Source organism: Pediococcus acidilactici DSM 20284 (genome assembly GCF_000146325.1).
Lineage (GTDB): Bacteria > Bacillota > Bacilli > Lactobacillales > Lactobacillaceae > Pediococcus > Pediococcus acidilactici.
Map to the genome: position 1 here is coordinate 664,919 of NZ_GL397067.1, position 12,900 is coordinate 677,818.

At 40.7% G+C, this 12,900-nt stretch carries 19 protein-coding genes; 1 reads left to right on the top strand and 18 read right to left on the bottom strand.

What is annotated here, in order from left to right; translation table 11 throughout:
• Positions 1 to 181: 181 nt before the first annotated feature.
• Positions 182 to 556, bottom strand: coding sequence for a S1 RNA-binding domain-containing protein (locus HMPREF0623_RS03330; RefSeq protein ID WP_002830232.1), 375 nt, complete (start codon positions 554 to 556; stop codon positions 182 to 184).
• Between the two features lie 188 nt (positions 557 to 744).
• On the opposite strand from HMPREF0623_RS03330, the gene HMPREF0623_RS03335 reads away from it, so the two are divergent.
• Positions 745 to 1,392: a VTT domain-containing protein gene (locus HMPREF0623_RS03335; protein ID WP_004165994.1), complete on the top strand. Its 648-nt coding sequence runs from the start codon at positions 745 to 747 to the stop codon at positions 1,390 to 1,392.
• Between the two features lie 26 nt (positions 1,393 to 1,418).
• Here HMPREF0623_RS03335 and HMPREF0623_RS03340 read toward each other — a convergent pair whose 3' ends face one another.
• The 17 genes from HMPREF0623_RS03340 to HMPREF0623_RS09635 form a co-directional block, all read right to left on the bottom strand.
• Positions 1,419 to 2,045 carry a TIGR01906 family membrane protein gene (locus HMPREF0623_RS03340; RefSeq protein ID WP_002830234.1) on the bottom strand — a complete coding sequence of 209 codons (627 nt, stop codon included), beginning with the start codon at positions 2,043 to 2,045 and terminating at the stop codon, positions 1,419 to 1,421.
• Complete coding sequence (locus tag HMPREF0623_RS03345; protein ID WP_004165996.1) at positions 2,036 to 2,809, bottom strand: TIGR01457 family HAD-type hydrolase; 774 nt, start codon at positions 2,807 to 2,809, stop codon at positions 2,036 to 2,038. Before HMPREF0623_RS03345 ends, HMPREF0623_RS03340 begins: the two co-directional genes overlap by 10 nt.
• Positions 2,809 to 3,342: a YutD family protein gene (locus HMPREF0623_RS03350; protein WP_036671249.1), complete on the bottom strand. Its 534-nt coding sequence runs from the start codon at positions 3,340 to 3,342 to the stop codon at positions 2,809 to 2,811. The genes HMPREF0623_RS03345 and HMPREF0623_RS03350 overlap by 1 nt, the downstream gene beginning before the upstream one ends.
• Before the next feature lie 99 nt (positions 3,343 to 3,441).
• Positions 3,442 to 4,050 carry a metallophosphoesterase gene (locus HMPREF0623_RS03355; protein WP_002830237.1) on the bottom strand — a complete coding sequence of 203 codons (609 nt, stop codon included), beginning with the start codon at positions 4,048 to 4,050 and terminating at the stop codon, positions 3,442 to 3,444.
• 198 nt (positions 4,051 to 4,248) lie between these two features.
• Positions 4,249 to 5,253 (bottom strand): class I SAM-dependent methyltransferase, encoded by a 1,005-nt coding sequence (locus HMPREF0623_RS03360; RefSeq protein ID WP_036671250.1) that lies wholly within the window; start codon positions 5,251 to 5,253, stop codon positions 4,249 to 4,251.
• 16 nt (positions 5,254 to 5,269) lie between these two features.
• Entirely contained in the window at positions 5,270 to 5,593 is a 324-nt protein-coding gene (locus HMPREF0623_RS03365) for a hypothetical protein (protein WP_005917559.1), read from the bottom strand.
• Positions 5,553 to 5,795, bottom strand: a complete 243-nt coding sequence (locus HMPREF0623_RS09700) for a ComGF family competence protein (protein ID WP_229785787.1) — start codon at positions 5,793 to 5,795, stop codon at positions 5,553 to 5,555. Before HMPREF0623_RS09700 ends, HMPREF0623_RS03365 begins: the two co-directional genes overlap by 41 nt.
• 39 nt (positions 5,796 to 5,834) lie before the next feature.
• Positions 5,835 to 5,987: a hypothetical protein gene (locus HMPREF0623_RS09705; RefSeq protein WP_004166001.1), complete on the bottom strand. Its 153-nt coding sequence runs from the start codon at positions 5,985 to 5,987 to the stop codon at positions 5,835 to 5,837.
• Positions 5,965 to 6,153, bottom strand: coding sequence for a hypothetical protein (locus tag HMPREF0623_RS03375; protein WP_004166002.1), 189 nt, complete (start codon positions 6,151 to 6,153; stop codon positions 5,965 to 5,967). Before HMPREF0623_RS03375 ends, HMPREF0623_RS09705 begins: the two co-directional genes overlap by 23 nt.
• A complete protein-coding gene (locus HMPREF0623_RS03380; protein ID WP_004166003.1) occupies positions 6,134 to 6,580 on the bottom strand; it encodes a type II secretion system protein in 447 nt (148 codons plus the stop codon). The genes HMPREF0623_RS03375 and HMPREF0623_RS03380 overlap by 20 nt, the downstream gene beginning before the upstream one ends.
• Positions 6,564 to 6,872 (bottom strand): competence type IV pilus major pilin ComGC, encoded by a 309-nt coding sequence (gene comGC, locus HMPREF0623_RS03385; RefSeq protein WP_004165396.1) that lies wholly within the window; start codon positions 6,870 to 6,872, stop codon positions 6,564 to 6,566. The genes HMPREF0623_RS03380 and comGC overlap by 17 nt, the downstream gene beginning before the upstream one ends.
• Positions 6,872 to 7,903 (bottom strand): competence type IV pilus assembly protein ComGB, encoded by a 1,032-nt coding sequence (comGB, locus tag HMPREF0623_RS03390; protein WP_229785786.1) that lies wholly within the window; start codon positions 7,901 to 7,903, stop codon positions 6,872 to 6,874. The genes comGC and comGB overlap by 1 nt, the downstream gene beginning before the upstream one ends.
• Positions 7,857 to 8,819 (bottom strand): competence type IV pilus ATPase ComGA, encoded by a 963-nt coding sequence (gene comGA, locus HMPREF0623_RS03395; RefSeq protein WP_004166005.1) that lies wholly within the window; start codon positions 8,817 to 8,819, stop codon positions 7,857 to 7,859. The genes comGB and comGA overlap by 47 nt, the downstream gene beginning before the upstream one ends.
• 295 nt (positions 8,820 to 9,114) lie before the next feature.
• Positions 9,115 to 10,026, bottom strand: coding sequence for a ribokinase (rbsK, locus tag HMPREF0623_RS03400; RefSeq protein ID WP_002832030.1), 912 nt, complete (start codon positions 10,024 to 10,026; stop codon positions 9,115 to 9,117).
• 143 nt (positions 10,027 to 10,169) lie between these two features.
• A complete protein-coding gene (locus tag HMPREF0623_RS03405) occupies positions 10,170 to 10,907 on the bottom strand; it encodes a YebC/PmpR family DNA-binding transcriptional regulator (protein ID WP_002832031.1) in 738 nt (245 codons plus the stop codon).
• A gap of 216 nt (positions 10,908 to 11,123) precedes the next feature.
• Positions 11,124 to 12,557 (bottom strand): multicopper oxidase family protein, encoded by a 1,434-nt coding sequence (locus HMPREF0623_RS03410; protein WP_004166006.1) that lies wholly within the window; start codon positions 12,555 to 12,557, stop codon positions 11,124 to 11,126.
• Positions 12,554 to 12,727 (bottom strand): hypothetical protein, encoded by a 174-nt coding sequence (locus HMPREF0623_RS09635; protein WP_002832035.1) that lies wholly within the window; start codon positions 12,725 to 12,727, stop codon positions 12,554 to 12,556. Before HMPREF0623_RS09635 ends, HMPREF0623_RS03410 begins: the two co-directional genes overlap by 4 nt.
• Between the last annotated feature and the right edge of the window lie 173 nt (positions 12,728 to 12,900).

Here is a 12,900-nt window from a genome sequence, read left to right on the forward strand (position 1 = left end):
CGTCGTCGTATCAACGTTTATAACGTTTTTGACAACTATTTAAATATATCATCATGAGAATCAATTGTCAACAACTTTTTTTAAATTGTTTTAATTTGAAATCTCATGAACGACGTCTTCCTTAACGCCGCTCAAATATAGTACCAAGTTTTATACGGGTACGTCAACCCATTTTTCTAAATTATTTTAATTTTTCCGCTTTCCACCCCTCCAAGTGCTCTGCTAACGGCTTAAAACCTGCATCATAGTGGCTTTTTGTCCAAAAATGCTTATGATTAACATAAAAATTAATTGGCCTAGGGTACTTACTTAAGTTACCCTTGGTTTCCTTTAAAGCACGAATTGACAGCGCAAAGCGTCGATTGCCATCATCTTCCATTACCACCGCTTGAACTTTTTCTCCAATATCAAAAGTGTGGTGCATATTTCTAATATACTGATTGTCACACTCTGAAACGTGTATCAATCCCTTACGTCCCTTTTTATCCTGAATAAAAAGACCGTAATCCCGGATGCCAACAATTTTTACTTCAAGTATTTCTCCTAGTTTATACATATTGCTCTGCTCCCCCTCTAAAAGTTTAATTTTAAGGTAATCTTTTAAAAAAGCAAAGTTCCTTCCCTAACTGTATGATAATATAGACTGCGGATTCAAGAAAAGCGGGATTAAAACAAGGCTTTCTAGACGTTGAAAGTTAAATCCTCAATATATGATACCTAAATTTTTAGATAAGGAATGATTCTTTGCAAACTCTAATTGACTTTGTTCTTCACATTGACGAACACTTGGTAACTATTGTAAATAACTTCGGTAACTATTCTTACTTAATTCTATTTGCCATTATCTTTATTGAAACTGGTGCCGTAATTCTCCCGTTTCTACCAGGTGATTCCCTTTTATTTGCAGCTACTGCTCTTTCTGCTAAACCTGTATACGGGCTAAACGTTTGGGCGTTCATCATTTTATTTTCTCTTGCAGCCCTATTGGGAGACTCCCTAAACTTCTTTTTAGGAAAGCACGTCGGAATGGCACTGCGCAGGCATCCCTTCTTTGGTAAGTTTATCAGTGACGAAAAAATGGACGAAGCTCAGCAGTTTTTCGAGAAGCATGGTAACATTTCCATCACCCTAGCACGGTTCATGCCCATCATTAGAACTTTCGCTCCTTTTGTTGCTGCTGGAGCTAACATGCCTTACCGATCATTCATCCGCTATAACATCGTGGGGAATTTTGCTTGGGTAGCCGTTTGCTGTGGTGCTGGTTACTTCTTTGGCAACATCCCATTTGTAAAAGAGCATTTTTCATTAGTGGTAATTGGCATTATCGTCGTTTCCCTAATTCCTGCAATAATTTCGTTCATCAAGTCAAAATCAAAAAAACAGGTCAACTAACGTAACCCCGCTCATCAAACGGAGGTCTACGTTAGGACCTGTTTTTTTATTATTCGATAAAAAAAGATCATGTACATTTCAAAAAGTATTCCTATTAAGGCAAAACTAAGCGCGAAAAACCGATCCGTTAATACATTGATAATCGGATCCGTTTTTGGATCAAAAATCCAATAATTATCCCTAAAAAAGACTTGATGAAAAATAATAAAATAACGGTTAAAATCCACTGCCAAGAAAAAAATGATTAACGGAGTTACCACAATGGCAATCTGAAAGAAACGCAACATTTGCCACTCCTGTTTTTCTCTAAAAATTCGGTGCCAAATTAATAGTAGTCCGCCGATTGCCAATACCAACGTAATGGAATTTAATAAAAACAGATTTTTTACCGCCGCCATATGAATTAACCCTCCCTTAGAAAAAGGGAAATCCGCCAAGTTAAGACGTTTCACCCAGGGAAATTCTAAGTACGCTAATAGTTGGTGATAATTTTTGATGACCTGCGCAGTAGTTAAACCCGTTGTGTGAACAGTTCGCGCCGTTAATGACCAATGAAACAACCAGGGCGAATTGATTGTAAGAAAAATCGCACCACTAATCCCAACCCAAATTGTCAATAAAGCTGCCATTAGTTTGCGCATTTTTATTGCCATTCATCAAAACTATTAATTTCGTGCGTAGGTTTAACCGCCTGCTTTGCCACCAATTCAGGCGTTGAAACCCCCGTATACACCAATAAAGTATCCATGCCAAAATTGATTCCAGCGGAAATGTCAGTCATGTAATTGTCTCCCACCATAACTACCTGATCCTTTGGCAACCCCATTACCTTTAATGCCTTTTCCATAATAATGGTTTCTGGCTTTCCGATATAAAAGGCCCTTTGCTGCGTTGAACGCTCTAGCAAAGCAATTACAGAGCCCGCACCCGGTACTAATCCCCGTTCATTAGGCAAATTAGTGTCCGCGTTGGTGCCAATAAATTTAGCACCTTTTTTTACTGCTAAGGTTGCTACCTCAAATTTATGATATGTAACATCGTAATCCAACCCGGCAACCACGTAATCGGGGTGGTCTTCTTCCATTTCAAACCCCTTCGCTAAAATTGCACGTTTCAACCCGATTTCACCGATAATGTAGACTTTGCGATGATCTTTGTCAGCAATTCCATCCAAATAATCTGCAGTAGCCAAAGCAGCCGTATAAACATTTTCCGGTTTCACTTTAATATCATGGTTTTCCGTCAAATTTTTTGCTACGTCTTCTGGAGTTTTAGTCGTATTGTTAGTTACGAACAAAAACGGAATCTGCTTTTCCTGTAACCGTTCGACGAACCGCTTAGCTGCCGGAATCTTCTCTTTTCCCCGGTACATCGTTCCGTCTAAATCAATCATATATCCACCATAATTTTCAATCATTACTTCTTTTTCTCCCTTATTTTAAAAGTTTTTTGTCGTTTCTTTTTACCGGTACCCACCACTTCGTTACGTCGTTTTGCAACTGGCTTGCGTGATTTAGCCTTCTTCGAAACCGGTCGTTTTGCTTTATGCTTAGTTTCTGCGCGGTGCCATTCTTTAATCCAGCGTCGCTTTGAACGCTCATTAACTTGCATATTACGTAATATAAAGTATGGACACCCAAAACTACAAATTTCAAAAAGGTAGTCTTCGAAACGACTGATTTTTAATTCGTTAGGCACCTTTTCTTCATCTGCAAAAAAGCCCTTCAGCCGTAATTGTCCCGAACCGATATCCCCAACAATAAAGTCGTACCGGCTCAACAACCCGACAAAGCGTCCGGCCATCAATTCTTCATCAAACGCATCGCGATAATTTTTTTCTAAACGATATTCGTGATCGTTGATTAGAACCTCGTCTGTATTGACTTGAACGACCCGGTTAACCACCGGACGTCGCATTTCCGCCAACTCTTCATTTGTTTTTTTATTCATCACTATTCCCCGCTTATTGTATAGCACCATCCTAAATTAAAAGGAACGTACAGGTCAATATCTTACTTTAATTACCGTAACTTTTCCATAGCCTACAGCTTAACGCCGTTTTTTAAAGTCAATTCTTTTTCCGTCAATCATTTGTTCAATATCACTTTCAGAAAAGGGGGCGCCAAACGGAATTCGGTAATCTAAATAATCCTTTTCAGGAGTGTCGACCCCCACATTGATATTTTCCTTAATATTCACGCTGTAATGATGGATGTGCCCATGCAAATTAATCACTTGCTGGACAATCCCTAGCATAATTGGGTAGTGGCTCATAATTAACTGCCGGTGATTCATTTTAATAATTGTTCCTACCGAATGAAATTCAAATTTCGGCTTACCATTCACTAAGTAATTATGTTTAGATAAATATTTAAATAAACTCCGCGAATCATGATTCCCCTTAATTAAAACTAGTCGCCCGTTAAGCCGTTTTAATAGTTCGTACACCTCTTCATGCGCCTTTTTTTCTGGGCGCACAAAATTTAACGCAATGTCGCCTAAATGATAAACCACGTCCCGGTCCGTCACCCGTTGATTCCAATTTTTAATTATTGCTTCATGCATCGCATTAATATTAGTAAAATCACGTGGCGCAAAGTCATGGTCTTTTAGTAGCTCTTTATGAAAAAAATGGGTATCTGCCGTAAAAAAATTCAAATTATCATCCTCTTCATTACTTTCCCTTGATTTTTTCATTCTAACTAAGAATCATTTTTAATTGTACCGCGGCTATAAGAACTTTGTACAATTTCCCTCTACGCAAAAAACTGGAAACCTCTATCAGAGGTCTCCAGCCTGCGGCATCGGAATTATCGGGGGTAACTGTGCTTAAAAATAATTAAGCAATTTAAACAATTATTTTAAACTTTTTTGCGCCCATTTTTTGAAATCCTTGAGGAACGCCACCATTTCCTTTTGCTCCTTAAAGTCTGGGAATTCACCTAACAAAACTTGATCAGCCTGTTTAGCATTCTGACCCACCTTTTGCAGAATTAAAATCGATTTTTGTGCTTTAGCGTCTTTAAACATCTTACTTGGCAAGTTTAAAATCGCCTGTAAATAAATTTTGTCATGGAAAAATGCTAGTAGCTTTTTGGCCTCTTCCGTTTGAAAAAGGTTACTTGGAACTAAATAAACTCCAAAGCCGCCCGGCCGTACCGCCTTCATTGATTGCTCAATTAATAAATGGTGTACAAAGGAATGTCCCTCCGAGCTACGCGTCTCAAAACCAACCGTTCGCTCATCAATTGGGTAATATCCAACCGGCAAATCTGAAACTACAATATCAGCATTTTTAACCAACAAATTATCGATGCTGTCTTGATGGTAGAGATCCACTTTTAAATGCTCGAAAATAAAGGACATACTTGCAATCGCAAGCATAGTATCGTCATTATCGATACCCGTCCCGTTGAATTTAACTTGGTGATCTTGAAAATAATTCAAAATGGTTGATAGCAAGTTCCCCGTGCCAACTGCCGGATCGAATATTGATACTTGATCTTGGGATAACGGCAAATTCTCAATGATGTAGTTAAAAAGCATTCCAATTGCTTCCGGAGTAAATTGGTGATTAGCTTGGATGCGTTCGACCCGGTTTGCTTGGATCATCACCAATTGGATGGCTTTGCGAAGCTCTTCAGTTTCATATTCCTGCCAGTTAAAATCTGCGTAAACTTGCTTTAATTTTTGCACTGTTGCTTGATCTGGTTTACCGTCTTCAACTTGGATTTCTCCCGTGATTAAGTTATCCCCCGTTTCAATGAACGCATCTAAAAAATCCACGTCCAAATTTTTTTGTAATAGTTCGGTTGATTCCTTAAAAACACGGTATATTTTTTCAATTTTTTCTGTATCCATTTGCGATCCTTCCTCACTAATATCCACTTTCGTTAAATCTAACCTTTACAGTATTACCTTTCTTGAGTTTTATCGTCAAGTTTTGATCCTGATTTAATTCTACCGTACCCAGTTTTTTATTAGTCAACTTTTTAATTTCTTTTTCTCGGTAACGTAATAAAAACTGGTTGGCTAAGATTTTAACTTGGGTGGTCGCTTGTTCATTTTTTAATCGCAAAATCGTTTGCCGTGCTTGGTCATTCAAAAACAGATTAATTCCCGCCATAAACGTTAATACAAACAAGGCGGTAATCATCGCGCTAGCTTTCTTTTTCGGCTGGTGGAATAAACGCGTACGCACTATAGTTGCCTCCATAAACCTTCATTTTAATTTGAACTAAATTACCGACCCGTTTGAAAGAAACCGCACGCACCCCCGGCATTAACGGCATATGCCCGGGAGTATAACGCAGCATATTTTTTCGCGAATAGTACTCCAGCTCGTAACGCTTCTTTTGCGCTTCTGAATACAAGATCAAGCGATTAGGGCGAACTTCTTTCAAACGAAAATCGTGCCGCTTTGATTCTAAATCTTGAACAACCTAGGTAATTTTGTCTTCAAAGTCAGCTTCAGCTTTATGCTTAGTTGCTTTGACTGCCATGATTGTTAAGTTAACAATCAGTACCATAATTAATAATGCTAAAATTGCTTCAGCCAACGTAAATCCGTATTTATAATTTTTGCCTGAGTTCATTTAAAACTTCCCGTTCTTGATTAAGCTCGATTCGGTTTTCCCTAATACTAACCTGCCAACTATGCCAAGTGTTCATCATAACTGCTAAAAAGCTTCCCAGAATAAATAGTCCCACGATTCCTTCATAAAGCAACGTGCCAGTCTTTTTACACCCGGGTAATTTCATAAACACCCCATCCTAACTGTGCTGCTAAGCGGTATTTGTTTTGGCCATTCTCCTGTAAAATCACCGTCGTGGGGGTAACAATCCCGTCTCGACCAATCCGAATGGTCCGGTCGGTATACGGCTCTAAGTTAGGAGGTAAATCTAAATATTTAGAGTGTCGCTCCCGTCCGTGCTGCCAATGAAACATCACGCTGTGATCGTCTTTAATAAAAATTACCGAGCCCTGGCAACCTTCATACATTGCCAACCGTTCCATTTCCTGCCAACCCATTTCAAAACGTTTAAAAAATATTTTCTCCTGCTGTTCACTATAGGCTCCCCGAAAATTAACCAACCCCATTCCAATTGTGCTACAAGTGATTAACAATACCACAATGCTTTCTAAAAGGGTAAATCCCGCTTTCCGGACATCAGCTACGGCTAACATGACCGCTACTATCTACTTTAATCCCGTCCCGATTAACTTGGTCCATTTGTTTATCCGATAAGTATCCTTTTTCCTTTAAATCATCTAAGCTTTCCGGTAAATGATTGTATTCATTTTCATACAAGTCCACTTGAGTTTGAACAACTTCGGTAAGTGCATCGCCCTGGATGTTGCGAGCATTATGTTTTTGACTAGTTACGTTTGGTAAAATAATTAGGATTAATAATGAAATGATAAACAACACGACCGTCATTTCGATTAATGTAAACGCTTTCTTAATTCTGTTTTTCATTACGACACTTCCTTTATTGAGTTATACATTGGCATCAATAGGTTCCAGTACATAATTACAATCACTATCCCAATAATGCCAAATAAAATTGGTTGAACTACTAGAATCAAACGTTCAATCCGACTAATTAAGTTTTTGTACTTCATCATTGACAACGCGTAAATTTCCGTTGCTAAGGCATCTTTTTGACTTCCTTTTTGGATTAGCAAACTTAGTTCGGTTGGCAGATAAACAGCCTTTTGAATAATTTGATCCACCTGCCGGCCGTTCGCAATGCTGTGTTCAACCTTCCGCCCAATTTGGTGCAACAACGATTTTGAATCTAACTGGTTAAGGTATTTACAAATACTTCCCACAGACATCCCGTTGGCAATTAGAAAAGATAGGTTTGCTAATAAATAATAGTGGCAATAATTTTGGTAAAGCGGCCCAATGATGGGCAAGCGACAAAGAAGGTTGACTTGGTTAGTAATGCTGCAACGTTTAAATTTCCAGAAATAATATCCTAGCGATGCTAACGCAACCAAAAAGACTGCTGCCCACCCTGCCTTAATTAATTGGCTATCCCAACTTTTAGTTCCCCGATTCCAATCTGCTAATTCTGGCATGATGTAAATCCGCATTCCCACCATCATGAGTCCTAAAAACAATAGCAAAAATAACGGATATTGGATCACTGACCGTAGTTTTTTTCGTTGCCGTTCCTGACTGGTGAAAATTTGAGCAATCGTGTTGAGCGTCCTAACAAGGCCCCCATGCTGATCTGCAATTGCCAGTTGATAATAAATGTTCGTGCTTACGTAAGGCTGAAAGGCGGCCGAAAAAGATTGCCCACGCTGCAGCTGTTCAATCACGTTTTGCATCGGTTTAGCAATCGAAGGTCGCATAATGCGAATAAAATCTACGCTTTTTCTTAGCGAAATGCCCATTTTTAACAAATCCACCATCGTGGAGAAGATAAATGCCTGATCTGCTAAAGGTATTTTACCCGTACTGGTAGTCCTGATATACTTCGTTGGTAATTTGGTCACTGTTTTTCCACTCCTCTAACTTGGTCTGCCACCTTGGTGACTTAGTTTTTAACAATGGGTGGAATGACTTCATTTCCGCTAGAATTCGGATAGAACCATTTTTAATTGGAATAATCCGTTGGTAAATGGTGGCAGTTAGCGCCTCCTTTAAATAATCTTCTTGCACTCCCAACTCTAGCAACCGGTCCCAAACCCCTTCCGTGCTTTTACAATGCAAAGTAGTTAATACTAAGTGACCACTTAGCGCAGCTTGAACCGCGATTTCGGCCGTTTTACTATCCCGAATTTCGCCAATAATAAATATATCTGGTCGGTTTCGTAGTCCACTTTTTAACAATGCTTGGTAGGTCATTCCGGACTTCTCGTTAACCTGTAATTGCAGGAAGTTATTTTCTTGAATTTCTACCGGATCTTCAATCGACATTACGAGTTTTGAACCACTTAACTTTTTAGCAATCTCGTAAATTAACGTAGTCTTCCCCGAACCAGTTGGCCCAGAAAAAACAATCATCCCCCTTAAACGCGCCGCCGCTTCAATATCTTGCAGGCTGACCGGGTCTAAAATTTCACGTTGCTGCTTCAACTCGTAAATAAAGCGAACCACCATCGAGGGACGGTCTAAAAAGTCCCCTACCGTTGAAATTCGTAAATTCACCACCTGACCATCGGCTGCCAACCAGGTCATGGCGCCGCTTTGGGGTCGACGTCGTTCACTTATTGACATATCTGCGCGATACTTGATATATGACATAATTTGTTCGGCTTCCCGCTGTTCGATGTGCGTAGACTTGCGATATCCCTGCACATTTCGATAAAGCACCTGGTATTTATCGTTACGGGGCATAATAAACAAATCACTATCATGATGAACAATGCTTTCTTGCATAATTCGACTTAATTGGTTTGTTATATCCACTACTCATTTCGCCTCCTCATCATGTAGATACGAAAAGTCGGCAAATTTATTTTTTTAAACCATTTTTTAATTAGTAAATTTGTTATCACCGCGGTGAGTAAAACTGCTAACCTTAATTACCTTAAAAAACTAAAAAGGAACCCCTTAAGAATCGAAAAATTCTTAAGAGGTTCCTTTAATTTGGTCGCCTTTTCTGGTAATAAATCGTATTTGCAAGCTTAATTGGCTTTACTTAACGGACAACCCACTTTGACTTTCTTACAACTAAATGTTTTTTACCTACCGAAATAGAAATTTATTTCAGAATATCTTTCCGAGTCGGAATTGAAGGTTGCGCCCCCATCTTTTGGACTGCTAACGAAGAGGCCTTGTTACCATACTCAATGGCGGTTTTTAAATTACTTAAATCAGGATTTAATTCCGAGCTTAAAGCACCTAAGAAAGTATCTCCCGCTGCAGTTGTATCCACCGCCCGGACTTTAAATGCCGGAACGATTCCGTGTTGCACACCATCGTCGTAGAACACACCCTTACTTCCTAGGGTGATAATTACGGTCGCCACGCCTAGGTCGTGTAAGCGTTGGGCTGCTTTTAACATTGCCGCTTCGTCAGTCACGGCAATTCCAGTTAAAATTTCGACTTCCGTTTCGTTCGGGGTGATCACATCCGTATTTTTTAGTAGCTCTGCTGGTAACTTAGCCACCGCTGGTGCGGGATTCAAAATGGTTTTAACTCCCAACTCTTTAGCCATTTGGAAAGCAAATTGCGTCGTTTCTACAGGAGTTTCTAGTTGGGCAACCATTAAATCTGCTGCAGCAATTTGTGTTTGGGCCTTCTTCACGTCTGTGGCGGATAATTGCGCATTGGCACCCCCATAAATTAAAATTCGGTTTTCGCCACTCTTTTCTACCATCACAAATGCTTGTCCAGTACCTGCATCCTCGTCTACCGCTACCAAGTCGGTAGTCACTCCGCTATTAACCAACTGTTGCAGCATGAACTTACCGTTTTCGTCTGCGCCGACCCGGCCAATAAAACTCGTTTGCGCACCAGAGCGAGCAGCAGCAATTGCCTGGTTAGCTCCTTTACCGCCACCGGCCATGTCTTGATTATTTAATGCTAATGTTTCGCCAGGTTCGGGGACTCGATCCATCTGTAAAATCCGATCCACGTTTAAACTACCTAGCACAACTACTTTATTAGTCATTTTGCCACCTCAATTATCATTACGTATGCAATGATTTTACCATACCGGTTTTATGCCCGCCTACCACCATTGAAACTTTCTTTTACTAAAACGGCACAAAAAAACCAACCCGCATAAAATGGGGTTGGTTCTGAAATTCATTATTATTCAGCGTCATCTGGTAAAACAGCAGCTTCGTATACTTCTGAAACGTCGTCGTTGTTTTCCAATTCGTCGATTAATCCCGTGTATTGCTTTACTTTATCAGCAGGAACTTGAGTTTCCGTTTCCGGAATCATAGTTAATTCAGCATTTGCCAAATCATAGCCCTTAGCTTCAAGTGCATCACGAACGGCAGCAAATTCTTTAGGATCCGTGTAGATTTCGAATACTTCATCAGAAGTTTGTACGTCATCCGCACCTGCTTCGATAGCATCTTCCATCATTTGGTCTTCGTCTTTATCCAAACCTTCGCGTTTAATAACGATGTAGCCCTTCCGGTCGAACATGTACGAAACTGAACCAGTAGCTCCTAGTGAACCACCATGATGAGTGAATGCAGAACGAACAGCTGCAGCCGTCCGGTTCTTATTATCAGTCAAAGCAGAAACGATAATTGCGGTTCCTGCTGGTCCATAACCTTCGTAAGTAATTTCTTCGTAGTTAGCTCCACCAGTACCGCTACCCTTGTCAATAGCACGTTTAATGTTATCTTTTGGCATGTTAGCTGCACGAGCTTTATCCATCATTAAGCGAAGTTGAGGGTTGGCAGAAGGGTCCGGACCCCCAGCTTTAACTGCCACGTAGATCTCCCGGGAGATCCGTTGGAAAATTTTACCACGTTTTGCGTCTTGGGCGTTTTTACGGCCTTGAATATTATGCCACTTTGAATGTCCTGACATTTCCGAACTCCTTCTTTCATATTATATTTATCGTATTCATAGACGCTTAATATAATACGCTTCCGAAATATGCTTGTCAACGGAAGTTCGTGCTCATCCAAGATCGCTTCCGCGTCCGTAATCCGCCAAGTTTCTAACTGGAAGTCACTCCGATTGATTGCCGACCGCTAATGCACGTTAGCTTGTTGACCTTAACCGTAAAACACTCCCTAATTCCTACATTTTATGGTCCATTGGCATTAGATGATATTCAATTGGGTGATCTGGATCAAAAATTTCAATTTGGGCCATCATTCCGGTATCTTCGTGTTCCAAAATGTGGCAGTGGTACATAAAGATTCCTAATTTGGTAAATTTAACCTTAATCCGAACCGTTTCGTTAGGGTTAACTCCAATGGTATCTTTCCAACCGTGCTCGTTGGGATTAACCGCGTGCCCGTTGCGATCAATCAATTGGAATTGGCAACCATGGATGTGGAACGGGTGAATCATCCCACCTTCCATGTCGTTAGTGTTGGAAACTTCCCAAATTTGGGTTTGATCAACTTGCTGGCGGGTGTCAATTCGTTGCATATCAAACAACTTGCCATCCAACCGCACTTGATCATCCATCCCGGACATCACCGTTTTGAAGACCGGAGTATTTTCGTCAACGGACAATGCTGGGATTTCTGCCAATGGTGACGGTAGCAGCATATTTTCCTTCTTAATGTCGCCAATTTTGAACTTAATTAAGTTAAAATCGTCGGTTTGCAAAATTACCTCTTGACCCGGTTGGTAATCGGAGAAGTTAACCAATACGTCGGCCCGTTCCGCACAGGTCAGCATAATGCGATCCATTTCAACGGCTTCCGGCAACAGTCCCCCGTCGCTACCAATCTGGGTGAAGGGATGATAATCCGCAAAGTGAAGCCGCCATTCCCGCCGGTTAGAACCATTCAAGAAACGTAACCGGACAATTGGCTTAGTAACGTTAACCACCGGATTGACCGTGCCGTTAACCAACGCGTAATCGCCCAAGGTCCCGTCCACATCGTAGTCGGCTTTGTAATCTAGTTGATTATCGTGATAGCTACGATCCTGCAATACCACTGGAAAATCATTAACTCCCCAGCGCCGCGGAAGCTTAAGGCTTTGTTCGTGTCCATCGGTAATAATTACCGGTGCTGCCAGCCCATTCCAAACTTGGCGCGCCGTTTCTGGACATGGATGCGGATGCAACCAAATGTTAGCCGCCGGTTGGTCGACCGTAAACGTAATTTTGCGTTCCCCGTGCGGATAGACTGGCGCATGAGGTCCCCCGTCTTCGTAGGGCCCCACAATATTCAATCCATGCCAATGGAAAGTAGTAACTTCGTCTAATTCATTTTTTAAAGTGACGTGGTAGGTCTTACCAGTTTCAAACTGAATTGCCGGACCTAAAATACTACCGTTGTACCCCCAAGTGTGCGTTGGCTTGCCAGGCAAAATCTTCGTTTCTCCAGCTTGTGCAGTTACCGTATAATAAATTTCATTTCCTTCTATTCGATCAGGTTTCAAAAAAGCCGGAACGTTCAATGGGTGTTCTTCTCCGGGCGCCTTTTTTAACGGGCGGTACCCACCGTCATGGTAATCATAGGCGTTTTCATCATATAGATACTTTGTAATCATTTTGATTTCCCTCCCATTTTAAAGTTATGTATTAAGCATATTACTGACTCCAACAGCATTCCGCCCGCCATTACGTACATTGCAGGCATCATTTGGTTAGTAGCCACCAAGTAAAACAAATACACGTAGAGCAATACAAAAAATACCGACCCAATTTTAGACTTAATCATCAGCTAACCCCCATTTCTACTTTAGAACAATTAAAAAGTACACCCAATTGCCAAAAATGTAAAGGTTTCCCTAAAAGTCTAAAATAGTACTCAACTTTATCGCGGTTAACTTTCCTACTACGTTAACCGCTTCCATCCACGGAAACAAAAAAACTGGGAAAAATTCCCAGCTT